13 protein-coding genes and 1 pseudogene are annotated in these 19,049 nt (G+C 73.9%); 4 read left to right on the forward strand and 10 right to left on the reverse strand.

Annotation, left to right across the window (positions count from 1 at the left end):
* Positions 1-18 precede the first annotated feature (18 nt).
* The 3 genes from Sspor_RS12715 (at position 19) to Sspor_RS12725 (ending at position 5,450) form a co-directional block, all read left to right on the forward strand.
* Entirely contained in the window at positions 19-2,127 is a 2,109-nt protein-coding gene (locus tag Sspor_RS12715; RefSeq protein ID WP_202199232.1) for a serine/threonine-protein kinase, read from the forward strand.
* A gap of 175 nt (positions 2,128-2,302) precedes the next feature.
* Positions 2,303-3,238, forward strand: a complete 936-nt coding sequence (locus tag Sspor_RS12720) for a protein kinase family protein (protein WP_202199233.1) — start codon at positions 2,303-2,305, stop codon at positions 3,236-3,238.
* 4 nt (positions 3,239-3,242) lie between these two features.
* Positions 3,243-5,450: a serine/threonine-protein kinase gene (locus tag Sspor_RS12725; protein WP_202199234.1), complete on the forward strand. Its 2,208-nt coding sequence runs from the start codon at positions 3,243-3,245 to the stop codon at positions 5,448-5,450.
* Positions 5,451-5,543: 93 nt separating this feature from the next.
* Here the strand turns inward: Sspor_RS12725 and Sspor_RS12730 are convergent, their stop codons facing one another.
* The 4 genes from Sspor_RS12730 to Sspor_RS12745 form a co-directional block, all read right to left on the reverse strand.
* Positions 5,544-6,392, reverse strand: coding sequence for a DUF4097 family beta strand repeat-containing protein (locus tag Sspor_RS12730; RefSeq protein WP_202199235.1), 849 nt, complete (start codon positions 6,390-6,392; stop codon positions 5,544-5,546).
* A 105-nt stretch (positions 6,393-6,497) separates the two neighbouring features.
* Positions 6,498-7,028, reverse strand: coding sequence for a YlcI/YnfO family protein (locus Sspor_RS12735; protein WP_202199236.1), 531 nt, complete (start codon positions 7,026-7,028; stop codon positions 6,498-6,500).
* Between the two features lie 170 nt (positions 7,029-7,198).
* Complete coding sequence (locus tag Sspor_RS12740) at positions 7,199-7,396, reverse strand: acyl-CoA carboxylase subunit epsilon (RefSeq protein WP_202199237.1); 198 nt, start codon at positions 7,394-7,396, stop codon at positions 7,199-7,201.
* Entirely contained in the window at positions 7,393-9,015 is a 1,623-nt protein-coding gene (locus Sspor_RS12745; RefSeq protein ID WP_202199238.1) for an acyl-CoA carboxylase subunit beta, read from the reverse strand. The genes Sspor_RS12740 and Sspor_RS12745 overlap by 4 nt, the downstream gene beginning before the upstream one ends.
* A gap of 213 nt (positions 9,016-9,228) precedes the next feature.
* Between Sspor_RS12745 and Sspor_RS12750 the strand changes: the two genes are divergently transcribed.
* Positions 9,229-11,436 carry an MMPL family transporter gene (locus Sspor_RS12750; protein ID WP_202199239.1) on the forward strand — a complete coding sequence of 736 codons (2,208 nt, stop codon included), beginning with the start codon at positions 9,229-9,231 and terminating at the stop codon, positions 11,434-11,436.
* 61 nt (positions 11,437-11,497) lie between these two features.
* On the opposite strand, the gene Sspor_RS12755 is transcribed toward Sspor_RS12750, so the two are convergent.
* From Sspor_RS12755 to Sspor_RS12780, 6 genes and pseudogenes are all read right to left on the reverse strand, one after another.
* Entirely contained in the window at positions 11,498-12,460 is a 963-nt protein-coding gene (locus Sspor_RS12755) for a Gfo/Idh/MocA family protein (RefSeq protein ID WP_202199240.1), read from the reverse strand.
* Positions 12,457-13,917, reverse strand: a complete 1,461-nt coding sequence (locus Sspor_RS12760) for an NDP-hexose 2,3-dehydratase family protein (RefSeq protein WP_202199241.1) — start codon at positions 13,915-13,917, stop codon at positions 12,457-12,459. Before Sspor_RS12760 ends, Sspor_RS12755 begins: the two co-directional genes overlap by 4 nt.
* Positions 13,918-13,947: 30 nt before the next feature.
* Positions 13,948-14,760, reverse strand: coding sequence for an SDR family NAD(P)-dependent oxidoreductase (locus Sspor_RS12765; protein WP_202199242.1), 813 nt, complete (start codon positions 14,758-14,760; stop codon positions 13,948-13,950).
* Complete coding sequence (rfbH, locus tag Sspor_RS12770) at positions 14,757-16,061, reverse strand: lipopolysaccharide biosynthesis protein RfbH (RefSeq protein ID WP_202203634.1); 1,305 nt, start codon at positions 16,059-16,061, stop codon at positions 14,757-14,759. Before rfbH ends, Sspor_RS12765 begins: the two co-directional genes overlap by 4 nt.
* 219 nt (positions 16,062-16,280) lie before the next feature.
* Positions 16,281-17,231, reverse strand: a pseudogene (locus Sspor_RS12775) (NAD-dependent epimerase/dehydratase family protein); the annotation flags it as partial.
* Between the two features lie 54 nt (positions 17,232-17,285).
* Positions 17,286-18,974 (reverse strand): (2,3-dihydroxybenzoyl)adenylate synthase, encoded by a 1,689-nt coding sequence (locus Sspor_RS12780; RefSeq protein WP_202199243.1) that lies wholly within the window; start codon positions 18,972-18,974, stop codon positions 17,286-17,288.
* Positions 18,975-19,049 lie beyond the last annotated feature (75 nt).

Consider the following 19,049-nt stretch of genomic DNA (forward strand, 5'->3'; position numbering starts at 1 on the left):
CAGAGGAAGCAGCACCACATGGAACCCCTCGGCGCCGGAGATCCGATCCGGCTCGGCCCGTACCGCGTACTCGGCGTCCTCGGCGAAGGCGGCATGGGCAAGGTGTACTTCGGCCGGGAGGACGGCGGCCGCACCGCGGCCGTCAAGGTGCTGCTGCCCGAACTCGCGCACGACACGCACCTCGCCCAGCGCTTCCTGCGCGAGGCGCACACCGCCCGGGCGGTCACCAGCGGCGGCGTCGCCCGCGTCCTGAACGCGCGGACCGACGACCACGACGGCCGGCCCTGGATCGCCACCGAGTTCCTGTCCGGACCCACCCTCGACGACGCCGTGCGCCGGTACGGGCCGTTCGGAGCCGACGGCGTCCGCGCCCTCGCCGCCTCGCTCGCCGCCACCCTGGGGGACATCCACGCGGCGGGGCTGGTCCACCGCGACCTGAAGCCGGCCAACATCGTGCTCACCTCGGCGGGACCGCGCGTCATCGACTTCGGCATCGCGCGCCCCGAGCACGGGCTGACGCTCACCACCACCGGCCAGGTGCCGGTCACGCCGGGGTACGGCGCCCCCGAGCAGGTGCTCGGCCGGCGCGTCGGCCCGGCCGCGGACGTCTTCTCGCTGGGCGCGGTCCTCGCGTACGCGGCCACGGGACAGCGCACCTTCGACGGGACCCATGTGGCCGCCGTGCAGTACGAGGTGGTGCACGGGGAACCGCGACTGGACTCCGTTCCGCCCGAGTTGCGGCCGCTGATCGCGCCCTGCCTCGCCAAGGACCCCGCGCACCGCCCGACCCCCGAACAGATCGCGGGCGCCTTCGCCCCGCCGCCGGGAGCGGACCGGATCTGGCGCGCCGGAGCCCTGGCCGAGGACATCGAGCGCCGGGGAGCCGAGGCCGACCGGCAGGCCACGGTCGTCGGGCAAGGGCCCGGGGCCGGTACCGGGCCGTCCCGCCGACGGCTGCTGCGCACCGCGCTCGCGGCCGGGGGCGTACTCGCCGCCTCGGGCGGGGCCACGGGCGCCTGGTGGCTGCTGCGCGAGGAACCGCGCAAGATCCCCGCGGCCGGGCTGGCCCAGAAGGCGGAACCGCTCGACATCCTCGCCGGGAGCCACGGCACCGCCCCGCGCGAGCTGTGGGGGCCGCTGCCCGTGGCGGCCCAGGCCGTGGACGGGGTGGTGACGACCCCGCTGCCCGTGCTCGACGTGGTCGTCTTCGCCGCCGCCGGCGGCGGTCTGGCGGCCCGGCTGACGACCGACGGCAAGGAGAAGTGGCGGCTGCCCGGCGTCCGTCCGGCCGCCGGACTCGTCGCCCTGCCCGAGCACCGGTTCGCGACCGCGGGCTCCGACGGGGCGCTGCTGGGCTTCGAGGCCTCCACCAGCAGGCAGGCATGGTCGGTGAAGGACGCCGACACCGGCCGCGTCCTGGCCGCGGACGAGTCGGCGGTCTACCTGGTGACGCGCGGCGGGAAACTGCGCGCCGTGGACATCGCCGGGCGCCGGATCCGCTGGACGGTACCGCTCCCCGAGGCCGCCGTGGAGGCACCCGGGCCGCGGGCCGCGGCCGGAAACGGCCGACTCGTCGTCTTCGGCGCCGACGGCGACGTCGTGGCCGTCGACACCGCGTCCGGAGCGACAGCCTGGCGGCTCGGCGACCAGTCCAGGTCCGCCCTGCAGCCGCTCGTCGTGAACGACGTCGTCTACCTCGGCGGCCGGAGCCTGACGGCCCTGAACCTCAGAACGGGCACCGCGGTGTGGAAGGAGAAGGAGACCGACGCCACCGAAGCACCGCAGAAGGGGGCGGGCGGCTGGGGCCCGGCGGTCTCGTGGCGCGACCAGGTGTTCGCGATGGACGGTACGGCGCTGTGCCAGGTGTTCACCGAGCTCGGCGGGGCGCTCCCGCTGGAGCGCGGGGCGAAGGGCCCGCAGCCGCACAATCCCCCGGTCGTGGAGGCCCGTACGATCTGGGTCGTCCAGGGGGACGGCCGGGGCGTCGCGGCCCACTCCGTCGTCAGCGGCCGCCGGTACTGGACGTGGTCGGCCGCATCGCGGGGGCCCTGGGGCATGTCCAGCGCGGGGAACCGCGTCTTCCTCGTCAACGACGGGAAACTCACGGCCATGCCCACCATCGACTGAGCCCCTCGGACCGGCCGTACCGGGCCGCCGGGCCGCCTGACGCTCCGCCTGACGCACCGTCGGCCGGCCTGTCGGCCGCGCATCCGGCCGCGCCGCCCGGTTCCACCCGGTTCCCCCGCTCCGACCTGCACGGCTTAGGCTCGGGACTCAGCAACCGACCCGGGAGACCCCGCGCATGGAACGCCTTCGGCAGGACGACCCGTCACACGTCGGGCCGTACGTGATCCTGGCGCGGCTCGACAGCGACTCCGCCGAACGCACCGTCCCCGAACGCCGCTACCTCGGGCGCACCGCCGACGGGCAGCGCACCGTCCTGGTCTGTGTGCCCCGGGTCGGCGCCGATCCGTCCAGGTGGGCGATCGAGGCCGAGGGCGCCCGGCGGCTGTCCGTGCCCCGGTTCCTGGGTGTCGCGGAGGTGGGCGGCACGGCCGGGTTCCCCTGGTACGCCGCCCCGTACACGCCCGCGCTGCCGCTGCCGGCCGTACTCGCCGCCTACGGCGGGCCGCTGCCCGAGGAGACCGTCCGCAGGCTCGGCGCCGCGCTCGCGGAGGCGCTGGCCGCCGCGCACGCCCAGGGGGTGACGCATGCGGGGCTGTCACCGGCCGCCGTCCTGGTCACCGCGGGCGGGCCGCTGCTGACCTGCTTCGGCGCCGTACGGGCCGCGGCTCCCGACGGGGTGCGGCGGGCCGGGCTGCCCGGGCTCGATCCGGGCTGCCTGGCCGTGGAGCAGGCCTCGGGCGGACGGCCGCGGCCGCTCGGGGACGTCTTCGCCCTGGGCGCCGTCCTGGCCTACGCGTCGACCGGTCACACCGTGCCCGAGCAGAGCGAACTGCCGCCGGGCCTGCGGACGCCGGTCGGATCCTGCCTGTCGTCCGATCCGGCGGTCCGGCCGCAGTCGGCGCAGGACGTGCTGCGCGCACTCGTGTCCCCCGGAGCGGGCGCGCCTCCTGCGCAGGACGCGTATCCGGCGGCCGGCACGGTCCTCGACCACGCGGCCGTACCCCTGCCGGGCCGGGTGGTCGCGGCGCTCGCCGCCCAGTCCGCCGCACTGCTCGCCGTGGAACTCCCGTCCCCGCAAGGGGCGTTCGCCACGGCCCGGAAGGTTCACTGACCCGATGTCCGTCCCGGCCCGGCACGCTCCGCGCGCCCCCCTCGCCCCCCTCACCCACGACGATCCGCAGCGGCTCGGCGATTTCGGGCTGCTCGCCCGGCTCGGCAGCGGCGGCATGGGCACGGTCTACCTGGCCCGTTCGGCGGCGGGCCGGACGGTCGCGCTCAAGACCGTGCACGCCCGGATCGCCGCCGACCCCACCTTCCGTTCCCGGTTCCGGCTGGAGGCGGACGCGGCCCGGGTCATCGGCGACCGCTACGGGGCCCGGGTCTTCGCCGCGGACGCCCTGGCCGCGACGCCCTGGCTGGCCACCGAGTACGTCATCGGGCCGCAGCTCGACGAGGCCGTCGGGCTCGCCGGCCCGCTGCCCGAGCCCTGTGTCCGCGCCCTGGGCGCGGACCTCGCCCGGGCGCTGGGCCAGTTGCACCGCTCCGACGTGGTGCACCGGGACCTCAAGCCCTCCAACGTCATGGTCACCGCCGCCGGGCCCAAGGTCATCGACTTCGGTATCGCGCGGGCCCTCGGCGACGTACGGCTGACCCGTACCGGGGCCGCGGCGGGCACGCCCGCCTTCATGTCGCCCGAGCAGGCCGGCGGCCTCGAACACTCGCCGGCCGGTGATGTGTTCGCCCTGGCCGGTGTACTGGTCTTCGCGGCGTCCGGACACGGCCCCTTCGGCGGCGGCCGGCCCGCGGACCTGCTGTACCGGGTGCGGTACGCGGAGCCCGACCTGAGCGGCGTACCGGCGGCGCTGGTTCCCGTACTCACCCGCGCTCTGGGCAAGGACCCGGCGCAGCGGCCCACGTCGGGCGAGCTGGCCGAGCTGCTGGCGCCCGGCGACGGGCCGTTCGCGGACGCGCTGCCGCAGCCGGTGCTCGCGGAGATCGCCCGGCGCGCCGCGGCCGTGTGGCAGGAGCCGCCGCACCGGCTGCCGGCGCCCGCCGGAGAGCCGGCCACGGTCGCCGCCGACGGCGGCAGCGGCGGCACGTCGCGCCGCAGGCTGCTCGCCGTCGGGGGCGGGGTGGCCGGTTCGGTGGCGCTCGCGGCGGGAGGCGGGCTGTGGGCCTGGCTCGGCGGCCGCGGCGATGAGGAGAAGAAGGCGGAGGCCGGGCCGCCCGCCCTGAAGCCGCCGCCGGAGGCACTGTGGCAGGTCGACAACAACCGGCCGCTGGTGGACGGTGTGCCGGTGCGGGTGGGCGGCACGATCGTCATGGCCGCGGGGGTCACGACCGTCGGCCTCTCCCCGGAGGACGGCAAGGTCCTGAGGGAGTTCCAGGGGTACGACGGCGCCTGGCGCACGGCCACCGACGGAACGGCGCTGTACGGGGTCAGGAGACCGGACGCCGCGGACAAGGCGCTCGCGGTGGTGCCGCTGCCCCTGGACACCTCCGGCGAGCAGGCGCCGCTCGTGCGGCTGCCCGCCTTCGACGGCGGCCAGGTGCTCAACCAGATCCTCGGCGTGGCCGGGGACACCGTGTTCCTCTGCGCCAAGGCGGCGGGCAGCCAGCAGTGGTTCGTGGTGGCCGCCCAGCTGAAGTCCGGCAAGGAGCTGTGGCGGCAGCCGACGACGGCGCCCTCCGCGGACGCCGTCAAGCGGCAGCACCCGCTCCCGGTCCGGGCCAAGGCGGTACCCGGCGGTGTGCTGCTGTGGCAGCGGGCGGAGCAGGGTGACGCCCTGCGGGTGTCACTGCACGACGCGGGCAGCGGCGCCGAGCGCTGGAGCGCCGCGCTGTCGGCGCTGGGCGCGACCCCCCACGAGCTGGTCACGGACCAGGAGCACGTCTACGTCGGCGCGGAGACCCTCCAGGCGCTGCGGCTCGCCGACGGCACGGTGGCCTGGTCCTTCGGAAAGGACCGCGACGTCGGCAAGGTGATCGCCCAGCGCCGGTACGGCCTTCCGGCGCTCCGGGACGGGGTCGTCCACGCCGTGGAGGGCACCCGTGGCATCGTCGCCGTAGACGCCCGCAGCGGCGCGCTGCGCTGGGCGGAGACCGCCCGGGAGGGGATGGACCCGAATCGCGAGATCGCCCCGGTGGTGACCGCGACCCACGTCTACAGCATCGACGCGGCCGGCCTGCGGGCCGTCGACTCCCGCTCCCACCACGCGGTCTGGCGCTACGAGACGAACGCCAACCTGCTGGCAGCGGACGCGGACGGCAAGCAGCTCTACCTCCGTGAGGAGCGCGTGATGATCGCCGTGCCGGCGCGGTAGCCCTGCCCCCGGGCGGGGTCGGGTCGTCCGTTCGGTCGTGGCGCTCGTCGCGCCCCCTCTGCTCCACGGGTGTCGCGGGGCGGAGCTCCGGCGTCAGGCTCCGGGCGCTCGCTGGACGGTGATGTCGCCGAGGCCGGTCCTCACGTGCACCTTGACGGTCTCCGCGCCCGCCGCGGGGCCTTCGGCGGAACCGAGGGCGCTGTGGACCGTTCCGGCCTGGGAGTTGATGTCGAGCCAGGCGGCGGTCCCCTGGCGGATCCCGACCTCGACGTCGCCCGCCTTGGTCTGGAGCTCCACCGTGCCCCGCGCCACTTCCTCGATGCGTACGTTGCCGTTCGAGCTCTTCGCCGACACGGATCCCTGCGCGCGGCCGACGGTGATGTTTCCGTTGGCGACCTTCAGCCGCAGTTCCCCCGCCACGTCCTCCAGCCACGTGTTGCCGTTGGAGTTCTTGATGTCGGCCTTGCCGCCGACCGTCCGGACCCGGACGTCGCCCGATCCGGTGGTGATGTCGGCGTCGCCCGTCGCCGTGTCCAGCCGGACGTCCCCGTGCTGCGTCTTCAGCCGCACCGGGCCGGCCTGGTCGAGCCGGATGTCGCCGGCGCTGGTGCGGATCTCGCACTCGCCCAGCGTCCCCTTGCAGGTGATGTCGCCCAGCTCCAGCGTTCCGAGGAGGCGCGAGCCCTGGGGCAGTGCGACGTCGACCGTGACCGAACCGCGTGCACTGAACAGCCCGCGCGCCCTCGGGGTGCGGATCGTCAGCGTGCCGTCGCCGAACTCGACCCTGGTGTCCTCGGCGGCGCGGACGTCGTCCTTTTTGCCGGCGGTGCGCGGGCGGATCTCGACGACCGTGTCGGTGCGGTCCGTAGCGCTGATCCGGGCGACTCCCACCTCGACGTGGATGGTCGCGGTGATGGGCCCCTCGGTCTCGTAAGAAGGCATGGCTGTCCCGTCCTCGTGAGTCATGTGAAGAAGTCGCGAGAGTGATCGGCCTCTCGCACGCCGACGTGGCACCCCGGGGCCGACGCGGCCCCGCCGCTGCCCGGCCTAGCTCACCCAGCCCGTGAAGCTCTTGCCGCCGCTGCCGCGCCGGGGTGCCGGACCGTCGGACTGCCGTCCTCCGCCGGGTTCCAGGGCGCCCGAGACGGCCCTGACGATCCAGGCGTTGAGCGAGAGCCCCTCTCGCGCGGCCGCCTGCTCCGCACGGGCCTTGACGTGGCCGGGGAGTCGGAGGTTGATACGCGCGGTGCTGCCGTCCTCCCCTTCCGGCACGGGCGGAACGGCGGACGGGGCGTGCATCTCCTCGAAGCCCTGTGCCGCGAAGGGCTCCTCCCTGGGCGGCGCGGTGACGACGAACTCGGGTTCGAGGCCGCGCAACCGCACGTCGACCGAACCCGGGGCGAGCTCGCGGGTGACCTCACCCATGGCGTCCGACAGGGCCTTCAGCAGGATGAGTCTGGTGGCCGACTCCAGCGGCGCGGTGATGCGCTCGGCGAGGGCGCGGGCATCTTCACCACCGGCTTCGGCTGCTACCGCGAGCTCGTTGCGAAGGCTGGCGACATAGGGCGTGAGGTCCATGCCCCATAGCATGACACACAGATGGCGCCATGGCGAGCCAATCTGGCGCCACATGTGCCGTCGTTCCTGACATCGCAGGTCAGCGCGTGTGCCACGACGGAAGAGGATGGCGCCGAGGTGGCACCACACCGACGGCGGGGGCCCGGCCGCGGCCGGGCCCCCGCGCCGCGTCACGAGGTCCAGGAGACCTCCGGGCGGGCGGCGCCTTCGGGGAGGGACCATACGGCGCCGGGCGTCCGGTCGGCCGGGGCCGGAGGTTCGGTGGTACGCGTGACGGCGAGGAGCGCCGTGACGACCGCCGCCAGCTCCGCCGGGGTCGGGGTTCCGCTCAGGACCCGCAGGAAGGGGTCCGTGTCCGCCGCGCTCACTGGGGCTGGTTCCCGTGCTTGCGGCGCGGCAGCTGCGTGTCCTTGCGGCGCAGCACCGCGAGGGCGTCGACGAGGCGCGAACGGGTCTCCCCCGGGTCGATGACGTCGTCCACCAGGCCGCGCTCGGCCGCGTAGTACGGGTGCATCAGCTCGGCCTTGTACTCCTTGACGAGCTGCTGCCGGGTGACCGCGGGATCCTCGGCCTGCGCGATCTGCCGGCGGAAGACCACATTGGCGGCGGCCTCGGCGCCCATGACGGCGATCTCGTTGGCCGGCCAGGCGAGGGAGATGTCGGCGCCGATGGAGCGGGAGTCCATGACGATGTAGGCGCCGCCGTAGGCCTTGCGCAGGATGACCTGGATGCGCGGGACGGTGGCGTTGCAGTACGCGTACAGGAGCTTGGCGCCGTGCCGGATGATGCCCCCGTGCTCCTGGTCGACCCCGGGCAGGAAACCGGGCACGTCGACGAGCGTGACCAGCGGGATGTTGAAGGCGTCGCAGAGCTGCACGAACCGGGCGGCCTTCTCGCTGCTCTTGATGTCCAGGACACCCGCGAGGGCGGCGGGCTGGTTGGCGACGATGCCGACGACCTGCCCGTCGAGGCGGGCGAGGGCGCAGATGACGCTGTGCGCCCACTCCTGGTGCACCTCGAACGACTCACCGTCGTCGACGATCTCCTCGATGACCGCCCGCATGTCGTACGCCTGGTTGGCGTCGACCGGGACGATGTCGAGCAAGGCGTCGGTACGGCGGCCGGCCGGGTCCGACGAAGGGGTGGCTGGCGGCAGTTCGCGGTTGTTGGAGGGCAGCAGCGAGAGCAGGAACCTGACCTCCTCCAGGCAGGTCTCCTCGTCGTCGTACGCGAAGTGCGCGACGCCGGAGGTGGCGGCGTGCGCGTCGGCGCCGCCCAGCGCGTCCTGGGAGATGGCCTCTCCGGTGACGGCCTGGATGACGTCCGGGCCGGTGATGAACATCTGCGAGGTGCCGCGCACCATGAAGACGAAGTCGGTGAGCGCGGGCGAGTAGGCCGCGCCACCGGCGCAGGGCCCCATGATGACGCTGATCTGCGGGATCACTCCGGAGTTGCGTACGTTGCGCTGGAAGATGCCGCCGTAACCCGCGAGTGCGGTGACGCCCTCCTGGATACGGGCGCCCGCACCGTCGCACAGGCCCACGATCGGGGCTCCCGCCGACGCGGCCAGATCCATGATCTTGTGGATCTTCTGGGCGTGCGCCTCGCCCAGTGCGCCGCCGAACACGCGGAAGTCGTGCGCGTAGGCGAAGACCGTACGGCCGTGAACCGGACCCCAGCCGACGATGACGCCGTCCGTGTAGTGCCGCTTGTCCTCCAGCCCGAAGCCGGTCGCGCGGTGCCGCCTGAACGGCTCGACCTCAGTGAACTCACCTCCGTCGAAGAGGAGTTCCAGTCGTTCGCGGGCTGTGAGCTTGCCCTTGGCGTGCTGCGCCTCGGTGGCCTTCGGGCTCGGTCCCGCGTGGATCCGGGCGCGCAGCACCTTGAGTTCGCCGAGCCGCCGCATCATCTGCGGTGGCGCGTCCGGTACTTCCTCGTCCTGCGGCCAGACGGCGGCCGTCAGCGGACTGTCCTCGATGATGCTCATCCGCAAGTCCCTTCTCGGATCAGTGGCCGCGCAGACTCGCCCCGGCGCCTTGAGGAAGCCTCGAATTCCGGGTGTACCGGCGCCTGCGCCCCGCACTCCACCGGGACGCGAGCCGGACACGAGCCGGGCGCGAGCCGGACACAGAGGGCCCTCCACCTCGTGCGGCGAGCCTGGTCCCACTCCCGTGTCCGTTGACCGAAAGGGCCTTTGGCCATGTCCGCACTCGCACGCTGGTGCTTCCGACACCGCTGGTCGGTCGTCCTGCTGTGGTTGATCCTGCTCGTCTCCGCCGTGGGCGCCTCGTCCGCGCTGGGCAGCAAGTACGCCAACGACTTCAACCTGCCCGACACCGATTCCTCCCGCGCCCTGAAACTGCTCGACCAGGCGTTCCCGAACCAGAACGGTGAGACCGACACCATCGTCTGGCACGTCCGCGAGGGCTCCGTACGGGACGCCGCCCCCAGGGAGCGCGTCGAGCAGATGCTCGCCACCGTGGCGAAGCTGCCCGACGTGGCGAGCGTCGAGAGCCCCTTCGCCGAGGCGGGGGCCATGCAGATCAGTTCCGACGGCCGCACCGCCTACGCGCCGGTCACCTTCTCGAAGGGCGGCGACAAGCTCACCGCGGAGCAGATGAAGGAGTTCGTGGCCACCGCCCGGGCGGCCGAGCAGGGAGCCGGGCTCCAGGTCGAGGCCGGCGGCAGCGCCGTCAACCTGGCCGAGGACGAGGGCGGGCACACCTCCGAGCTCGTCGGCGTCCTCGCCGCGGCCGTCGTCCTGTTCCTCGCCTTCGGCTCGCTGTTCGGGATGCTCCTGCCGCTCGTCACGGCGATCTTCGGCGTGGGTACGGCCGTCTCGGTGATCGGGCTGCTCAGCCACACGATGACCGTGGCCGACCTCTCCTCCGTCCTCGCCACCCTCGTGGGCCTCGGCGTGGGCATCGACTACGCCCTGTTCGTGGTCACCCGGCACCGCAAGGGCCTCCTCCTGGGCCTGGACCCGGAGGAGGCGGCCGTACGCGCGGTGAACACCTCGGGCCGGGCCGTGATCTTCGCGGGCGGCACCGTGTGCGTGGCGCTGCTCGGCATGTTCACGATGCGGCTCACCTTCCTCAACGGCGTGGCCCTCGGCTCGGCCCTCACCGTGGTCCTCACCGTGGTCGCCTCGATCACCCTGCTGCCCGCGCTCCTCGGCATCCTCGGCATGCGCGTCCTCAGCCGCCGGCAGCGGCGCCGGCTCGCCGCGGACGGCCCCGCGCGGACCGGTGCGGCCGGCGCCGCCGAGCGCTGGTCGGCGCTGGTGCAGCGGCGGCCGTGGCCGCTGGCGGCGCTCGCCGTGCTGCTGATGGCCGCCATCTCGCTCCCCACGCTCTCGCTCCGCCTCGGCTCCTCCGACCAGGGCAACAACGCGGAGGCCACCACCTCACGCAGGGCGTACGACCTGCTCGCCGACGGTTTCGGTCCCGGCTTCAACGGCCCGCTCACCATCGTCGCGGAGACTCCCGCCGCCGGGGACCACGAGGCCCTGGACTCCCTGGTCGGCCGGCTCAGGGAGGTACCGGGCGTCGCCGAGGTCGCGGCCCTGCCGGCGAAACCCGACGCGACGGTCGGCGTCGTCCGCGTCGTACCGACCACCTCCCCGCAGGCGGAGGAGACCGACCGGCTCATCGACCGGCTGCGCGCCGACGTGATCCCGCCCGCCGAGCGCGGTACGACCCTGCGCGCCTACGTCGGCGGCCAGACCGCCCTGTTCAAGGACTTCGCGACCGTACTCGGGCACCGGCTGCCGCTGTTCATCGGGGTGATCGTGGCCCTCGGGTTCGTCCTGCTGCTGCTCGCCTTCCGGTCCGTCGTCGTACCGCTGACGGCCGCCGTGATGAACCTCGTCGCCGCGGCGGCGTCGTTCGGCCTGCTGGTGGCACTGTTCCAGTGGGGCTGGGGCGGTGAGGCCGTCGCCGCGGGCCGCGCCGGACCCATCGAGGCGTTCCTGCCCATGATCATGCTGTCGCTGCTCTTCGGACTCTCGATGGACTACCAGGTGTTCCTGGTCAGCCGCATGCACGAGGAGTGGGTGCAGTCCGGGGACAACGCCCGCGCGGTGCGGGTCGGTCTCGCCGAGACCAGCCGGGTCATCAACTCCGCGGCCGTCATCATGATCTGTGTCTTCAGCGCGTTCGTGCTCACGGGTGAGCGGCAGATGGCGATGTTCGGGATCGGGCTCGCGGGTGCGGTCGCGATGGACGCCTTCGTCCTGCGTACCGTGCTGGTCCCGGCGCTGATGCACGTACTGGGCCGGGCCAACTGGTGGCTGCCGGCCTGGCTGGACCGGTGGCTGCCGCACGTGGCGGTGGAGCCGGCCGAGGAGCCCGTGCTCACCGCGCCCGAGGACCGGCGGCAGCCGGTGGGAGCGGGCGACCACGCCTGAGCCGGGCCCCGCGGAGCATGACGAAGGCCCTGTCCCCCGCTGGTCGGGGACAGGGCCTTCGTCAGACGGCCTGGCGGCGGACGGCGTCGAGGAGCAGCGCCTGGCGCAGTGGGCCGTCCGTGTCGATGTGGTGGCCCGTGCGGACGGCGTGGGCGAAGGCCCGCAGGGTGGCCACCGCCTGGTCCGCCGGTTCGAGGACGAACTCCTCGTGTGCCCCGCCGCGTTCCAGCCGGATGACCGGCCGGTGGTCCGCGGGGGGCGTGAAGGCCCGGTCCACGGTGATCCTCCCTTCACTGCCGCAGAGCGCGTAGGTGTTGCGGTAGGCGTGCCGCATGCCGAAGGCGAGGCGGGCGAGTACCCCCGAGCCGGTGCGCAGCAGGGCCGCGCCGCCGGTGGCGACCTCGTCGCCGGGTGCCCGTACGAGGGCCGCGCCGGCGACCCGCGGGTCCTCGTCGAGCAGGTGGAGCGCGGCCCGTACGGGGTACACGCCGACGTCCCACAGGGCGCCGCCGCCGAGCTCGGGGCGGAGTCTGATGTCCTGCTCGGGCAAGGACGGGATGGAGAACTCCGCATCGAACGCGCGGAGTTCCCCGATGGCGCCGGACGCCACGAGCTCGCGTACCCGCGCGTGCTGGGGGTGGTGGACGAACATGACGTTCTCCATGAGCACGAGCCCGCGGGCGCGGGCGAGGGCCAGGAGACGGCGGGTCGCGGCCGGGTCGAGGGTGAGCGGCTTCTCCGCGAGTACGTGCTTGCCCGCGCGGAGGGCCGCCTCCGTCCAGTGCTCGTGCAGGGCCGCGGGCAGCGGGACGTACACGGCGTCGATGTCGTCCCGGGCGAGGAGTTCCCCGTACCCGGAAACGGGCCGGGCCCCGAAGGGCCCGGCGGTCGCTCTGGCCTTCTCGGGGTCCCGGCTGGCGACGGCGGCCGGCACGGTCTGCGGCAGTGCGGCCATCGCCGGCAGCATGCGGCGCCGGGCGATGTCGGCGCAGCCGAGGACCCCGATGCGGACGGGTGGGGTCAACGCGAGGGTCCCCCCGTCTGCTCGGGGCCCACCGGATCGAGGGAGATCGCGTGGAGACAGGCGATCAGGGTGCGCGCCTGGACGTTGACGTAGTGGGAGTGCTGGACGAGGGTGCTGAGCTGGCCCGGTGTGACCCAGAGGTAGCCGGGGGGCTCCTCGGTCAGGTCGGTGTCGACGACCATGTAGCGGGCCTCGGCGTTGAGGAAGCGTCCGCCCTCCTCCGAGTGCACGGCCTCGTAGCGGATCCGGCCGGGGTCGGCGGCCAGGACGGCGTCGAGGAACCGGGGGCGGTCGTCGCCGTGCAGATGGGCGTAGTTGCCGGGGGTGTACTGCACGGTCGGTCCGAGTTCCACGGTGTCGAGGAAGCCCCCTTCGACCCTCGCGTGGACCAGTACGTGCGGTACCCCGCCGATGTGGCGGGCCAGGAAGGCGGTGACGCCGCGGCCCACCGGCTCGAACAACGGCTGGCTCCAGCTCGTCACTTCCCGGTTGCCGGCGTGCACCTTCAGGCCGACGACGTCGAAGTAGCGGCCCTCCCGGTGGGACACGGCCGACTCCCCGCGTATCCAGTCGGGCAGTGATGCGAGGGGGACCCGCTCGGCGACCACGTCGTGCCGGGAGCGTTCCGCGGTGAACCAGGAGCGCACCTCCGTGTCGGTGTGCAGTCCCCCGGTCCCGGCGGCTCCGCTCTCGACGGGTACGCACGCCAGCACGGTGCGCGAGTCCATGTTGACGACGTTGTCCCGCAGCAGGAGCTCGCCGATCTGACCGAGGGTGAGCCAGACGAAGTCGGGGTGCTCGGGCACCTCGTCCACCGCCTCGACGATCATGTTGCGGTTGCTCTTGTGGTAGAACCACGAGCCGTGCTCGGACTGGAGCACGTCCGCGACGACCCTGCTGCGGCCCAGGTCGGTGAAGTACTCCAGGTACTTCACGTCGGCACCCTGGTGGACCTTGGTGTAGTTGCTGCGGGTGGCCTGGACGGTGGGTGACAGCTGGAGCAGGTTCGGGTTTCCGGGTTCCATCTTGGCCTGCATCAGGCAGTGCAGGACCCCGTCGAACTCCTTCACCAGGATGCCGAGGATGCCCACCTCGGGCTGCTTGATGATCGGCTGGTACCACTCTTCCCGCCGGGCGTGGTCGTCCGTGGTGACGTGCAGCCCCTCGACGGTGAAGAAGCGGCCGCTGCGGTGGCCCAGGTTGCCGGTGAGGGGGTCGAAGGACCAGCCGTCGAGCCGGTCCAGGGCGACCCGCTCGATGCGGAAGGAGTGGGCCTCGCGCCGCCCGTCGAGCCAGCCCGCGAAGTCGCCGGTCGCCAGGTGCGCGCCCGAGCGGGCCGCGGCCGACCGGGCGAGCCGCACCGCCAGGTCCGGGTCGGTGCGCGGCTTGAGTCCGGGCGGGGCGGGGAGGTCGGTCATGAGCGGCAGGAGCTCGGGAGGGGCGGTGAGCGTGGTCATGCGGTGCCTCCAGTCGTGGGGTTGCCGTGATCAGCGGCCGCCGGTCACGGTCAGGGATTCGCCGGTGATGTTGCCGTTGGCCGCGGAGCCCAGGAACAGCACCGCGCGGGCCACGTCGTCGGGATCGCTCAGGCGGCCCGTGGGGGTGGCGGCCGTCTCCCGCGCCCGCACGGCCTCGGGCAGCCCGGAGTTGACGCGTTCGGTGGTGGTCAGGCCGGGACAGACCACGTTCACCAGGATTCCGTCCTGGCCCACGTCCCACATCAGGCTGCGGGCGAGCCCGTGCAGGCCCGCCTTGGCCGAGCCGTAGAACTCCTGGCCCGGGTTGCCGCCGAGCGCGTTGTGCGAGGAGATCAGGACGATCCGTCCCCAGCCGCGCCGGCGCATGCTCCGTACGGAGTGCTGCACGGTGCGGATCACGGGGGCGAGGTTCGCCTCCACGACGGGCAGCCAGTCGTCCTCGGGAACGTCCTCGAAACGGCTGCCCGGTGCCCGGCGCACGCCCCACCGCACCGCGTTGGCCACGAGGACGTCCACCGCGCCCCAGCGGGCCTCTACCTCGGCGACGGCCCGGGCCGGCGATCCGGGTTCGTCGAGGGCGTAGCGCACGGCGAGGGCCCTGTCCTCGGCCGCGCCGAGTTCGGCGGCGAGCTTCTCGGCGGCCTCCCGGTCGGAGCGGAAGGCGACGGCGACGCGGGCGCCTTCGGCGGAGAACCGCCGGGCGATGGCCGCGCCGATGCCGCCGGTGGCACCGGTGACGAGGACCGCCTTCCCCCGGAGGCCGTGCGGGTCGGGGGCCGGCCGGACGGACGCCGGTGCGCCGGGGCCGGGCCCGCCGCTCACGAGTGGGCCTCCACGAACTCCCGTACGCTCTCGACGACGTAGTCGATCATCTCGTCCGTCAGGCCCGGGTAGACGCCGACCCAGAAGGTCTGCTCGGTGACGACGTCGCTGTTCGTGAGGTCGCCGACGACGCGGTGCGGCTGGTCGATGTACGCGGGGTGCCGGGTCAGGTTCCCGGCGAACAGCCGGCGCGTGCCGATCTTGCGGCCCTCCAGGAAGTCCACGAGGGCGGCCCGGGTGAAGGGCGCCCCGGGGTCCACGGTGAGCACGAAGCCGAACCAGCTCGGATCGCTCCCCGGGGTCGCCTCGGGCAGGATGAGGTGCGGTACGCCCTCTAGGCCCTCGCGCATGCGGCGCCAGTTGTGCCGGCGGGCGTCGATGAACGAGTCGAGCTTGGTGAGCTGGCTGAGCCCGAGGGCCGCCTGGAGGTCGGTGGCCTTCAGGTTGTATCCCACGTGCGAGAAGATGTACTTGTGGTCGTAGCCCGCCGGCAGCGTGCCCATCTGGTAGTCGAACCGCTTGAGGCACTTGTTGCTCTCGCCCGGCTCGCACCAGCAGTCGCGGCCCCAGTCGCGCAGCGACTCGACGATGCGGGCCAGCGCCAGGTTCGAGGTGAGGACCACACCGCCCTCGCCCATGGTGAGGTGGTGCGCCGGGTAGAAACTGACGGTGGCGAAGTCGCCGAAGGTGCCGGTCAGCTTCCCGTCGTAGGTGGCACCGACCGCATCGCAGTTGTCCTCGATGAGGAACAGGTCGTGGTCGGAGGCGAGCTGGGCGATCTCGGCGACCTCGAAGGGGTTGCCGAGGGCGTGCGCGATGATGATGGCGCGGGTCTTGGGGCCGATCGCGGCCTCCACCCTGGCGGCCGTCGTGTTGTAGGTCTTCAGCTCCACGTCGACGAAGACGGGGATGAGCCCGTTCTGCAGGATGGGGTTGACCGTGGTCGGGAAGCCGGCGGCGACGGTGATCACCTCGTCGCCGGGGCGCAGCCTGCGGTCCTGCAGCAGGTGCGAGGTGAGCGCGGAGACGGCGAGGAGGTTCGCGGACGAACCGGAGTTGGTGAGGTGCGCCTTGCGGTGCTTCATCCGGCGGGCGAAGGCCGACTCGAACTTCCGCGAGCTGCGGCCGGCCGCGATCCGCATCTCCAGTGCGGCCTCGACCAGGGCGACCCGGTCCTCCTCGTCGAGAACGGCGCCGGACGGCCAGATCTCGGTGCTCCCCGGGACGAACCCCCGCCCGTCCTCCATGTCCTGGTGGTACTTCCGGACCTCGTCGAGAACAAGCGCCTTGTGTTCGCTCATCCCACCGTCCCTTCTCGTGGAGAGCCGCGCGGCGCGGCTGCCGTGTGTGTGCCGAGGCTTGCGTGGGCCGCTTGAGGTGAACTCGACGGCACCTGGGGCAGGGAGCGCGGCGGCCGGCGGTCCCGTCGGGACGGCCGGGCCCGGCGCCACGGTCGCGGCCACCGGGGCGCCCGTCTCCTTGAGCAGGGCCGACAGGGAGCCGTCGAGCGGGCGGGAGGGGCGCCAGCCGAGCAGCTCCCGGGCCCGGGTGACGTCGGCCCGCTGCCACGTGAGGTCGCCGCGGCCGCCGGTGAGGGGGCCCTCCTCGGCCACCGGGACGGCGAGGCCGCTGAGTTCGACGAGCCGGTCCACCAGCTCCCGTACGCCGACGGCCTGCCCGCTGCCGATGTTGATGACCTGGCCGGAGACGCCGGGCGCACCGGCGGCGGCGACCACGGCGTCCGCCACGTCACGCACGTCGACGAAGTCGCGACGGGCGCGGAGCGGAGCCAGCCGCAGCGCGGGAGGGGCGCCGGCGGTGCGGGCGGCCCGTGCCAAGTGGTGGGCGACGCCGCCGAGCAGGCTTTCCGGTGGGGCGCCGGGGCCGGAGACGTTCGCCACGCGCAGCACCACCGCGTCCGCCTCGCCCGCCCTGGCGGCCTCCAGGACGGCCTGGGTGCCGAGCAGCTTCGTCCGTCCGTACGGACTGACCGGCGCCGTCCGCACGTCCTCCGTGATCCACTCCCCCGGCGGGACGGGCCCGTACTCGTGGACGGATCCGAGGTGTACGAGTCTGGGCCGGCGGGCCAGGGGCCGCAGGGCCCGGAGGATGTGCCGGGGCAGTTCGGCGTTCAGCTCGCCCATGCGTTCCTCGGTCACGCCCCAGACCGCCCCCACGGCGTTGACCACGGCGTCCGCTCCGGCGAAGAGCCGGGTGAGCTCGGCCTGCGGCGCCGCGAGGAGGTCGAGGGCGAGGAACGCGGCATCGGTGGGTCCGCAGTCGCCCGGGCCTCCGGGGCCGGGAGCGCTCGGGGCGGGGGTGCGGCGGGACACCTGGAGCACCCGCGCTCCGGCGGCGGAGAACGCCGCGTGGAGATGCCGTCCCACGAATCCGGTGGCGCCGAGCACCACGACCACCGGCCGCTCCGAGGGGCGTGGCCCCGGCCCGTCCCACGGGTCCTTCTGCGCCACCGCGCCCCTCCTTCGACCGGATGCCGGAATCGGCCCGAGCGTGCACGCACCGCCTCAAGTCCCGCTGGAAGCCGGCTGCCCGTCCCGGACGGCCACCTGCTCCCGCAGCGCCTTCTTGTCGGTCTTGCCCACGGGGGTCAGGGGCAGCGCCGGGAAGAGCTCCAGCCGTTCGGGCGTCTTGTAGCGGGCCACCCGGCGGTCGCGGAACAGGGTGCGGATCTCGCCCAGGGTGAGTGCCGCGCCCGGGTTCAGGCTCACGCACAGGCACACCCGCTCCCCGAGTTCCGGGTCCGGTACGCCGATCACCGCGGCCTGGTGGACCTGGGGCAGGCTGTCCACCAGGTTCTCCACCTCCTTGGCGTTGACCTTCTCCCCGCCGCGGTTGATCAGATCCTTGATCCGGCCCTGGACCACCAGGTGTCCCGAGGGGAGCCGGGAGACGACGTCGCCCGTGCGGTACCAGCCCTCCGGCGTGAAGGCCCGCCGGTTGTGCTCGGGTGCGCGGTGGTAGCCGCGGATCGTGTACGGACCGCGCACCCACAGCTCGCCGGCCCTGCCGTCCGGCACCGCCGCGCCGTCCGCCCCGACCACCCGCACCTCGTCCCAGGCACTGAGCGGCCGCCCCTGGGTGGTCACGACCAGCTCGTCGGGGTCGTCGTCCCGGGTGTAGCAGAGCAGTCCCTCCGCCATGCCGAAGACCTGCTGGAGGCGGCAGTCGAGGCCGGGGCCGATCCGCCGGGCCAGTTCCGGACCGAGCGGCGCGCCGCCGACCTGAACGGTGCGCAGCGTGGCCAGGTCGGCGCGGTCCGCCTCGCCCCGCTCGATCGCCGCCATCCACCGCTGGGCGACGGCCGGAACCGCTGCCGTCACGGTGACGCCCTGCTCGCGTATCCACCGGAACGCGGCGCGGGGCTCCGCCGACCGGGCGAGTACCACGCGCCCGCCCGCGTGCAGCGTGCCCAGGACGCCGGGGCAGGCGAGGGGGAAGTTGTGCCCGACGGGGAGCACGGCCAGGTACACGGTGTCCGGGCCGAACCCGCACGCCTCGGCGCTGAGCCGGGCGTTGCACAGGTAGTCGTCATGGGTGCGGCCTATGAGCTTGGGGGTGCCGGTGGTTCCCCCGGAGAGCAGGAACAGGGCCACGTCCGCCGGATCGGGGGCCGACCCGTCCAGCCGGCGGCGCCGTTCGGCGGGCGCCGGGCCCGGCCTCGCGAGGTCGCTCAGCGGCACGCTGTCCGGGTGGCGCGGTGCGCCGGCCACGAACACCCGGCGCAGCCACGGGCTCCGGTCCACCAGCCGGTGGGCGAGCGCCTCGTGGTCGTACTCGCGCCAGACGCCCGGCACGATCACGGCGGCGGCCCGGGCGGTCCGCGCCAGCTCGGACAGCTCGTGTTCCCGGTGCGCGGGCAGGGCCAGCACCGGGGCGACGCCGATCCGCGCGCAGGCCAGTACGGCGACCACGAGCTCCCAGCGGTTGGGCAGCTGGACCAGGACCGTGTCGCCGCGCAGCAGGCCGTGCGCGGCGAGTCCGTCGGCCAGCGCGTCGGTGCGCAGGGCCAGTTCGGCGTAGGAGATCGGGCCGTGCTCGTCGACCAGGGCCGTGCGGTCCGGGTCTCGGTCGGCCCACTGCCAGGGGAGGTCGCCCAGGAGCCGTCCCTGCCAGAGGCCGGCGCTCCGGTAGGCGTCGGCCGCCTCCGGGGGCCAGGGGGCGGTCCCCGGCGGGGCCACGGTCAGCGGGGTCATTCAACTCTCCTTCGCCTCGGCGGGTGCGTGGCGGGACCTTCGGCGGGGGCGCTCGTCCGCAGGTCGAGCGCGGCT

The sequence above is a fragment of the Streptomyces spororaveus genome, assembly GCF_016755875.1.
In the GTDB taxonomy this organism is placed as follows: Bacteria; Actinomycetota; Actinomycetes; order Streptomycetales; family Streptomycetaceae; genus Streptomyces; species Streptomyces spororaveus.

What these genes read in the sequence shown, in the direction of transcription:
- Sspor_RS12715 (WP_202199232.1), top strand. Translation starts at nt 19, where the DNA reads ATGGAACCCCTCGGCGCCGGAGATCCGATCCGGCTCGGCCCGTACCGC.
- Sspor_RS12720 (WP_202199233.1), top strand. Translation starts at nt 2,303, where the DNA reads ATGGAACGCCTTCGGCAGGACGACCCGTCACACGTCGGGCCGTACGTG.
- Sspor_RS12725 (WP_202199234.1), top strand. Translation starts at nt 3,243, where the DNA reads ATGTCCGTCCCGGCCCGGCACGCTCCGCGCGCCCCCCTCGCCCCCCTC.
- Sspor_RS12730 (WP_202199235.1), bottom strand. Translation starts at nt 6,392, where the DNA reads ATGCCTTCTTACGAGACCGAGGGGCCCATCACCGCGACCATCCACGTC.
- Sspor_RS12735 (WP_202199236.1), bottom strand. Translation starts at nt 7,028, where the DNA reads ATGGACCTCACGCCCTATGTCGCCAGCCTTCGCAACGAGCTCGCGGTA.
- Sspor_RS12745 (WP_202199238.1), bottom strand. Translation starts at nt 9,015, where the DNA reads ATGAGCATCATCGAGGACAGTCCGCTGACGGCCGCCGTCTGGCCGCAG.
- Sspor_RS12750 (WP_202199239.1), top strand. Translation starts at nt 9,229, where the DNA reads ATGTCCGCACTCGCACGCTGGTGCTTCCGACACCGCTGGTCGGTCGTC.
- Sspor_RS12760 (WP_202199241.1), bottom strand. Translation starts at nt 13,917, where the DNA reads ATGACCACGCTCACCGCCCCTCCCGAGCTCCTGCCGCTCATGACCGAC.
- rfbH (WP_202203634.1), bottom strand. Translation starts at nt 16,061, where the DNA reads ATGAGCGAACACAAGGCGCTTGTTCTCGACGAGGTCCGGAAGTACCAC.
- Sspor_RS12780 (WP_202199243.1), bottom strand. Translation starts at nt 18,974, where the DNA reads ATGACCCCGCTGACCGTGGCCCCGCCGGGGACCGCCCCCTGGCCCCCG.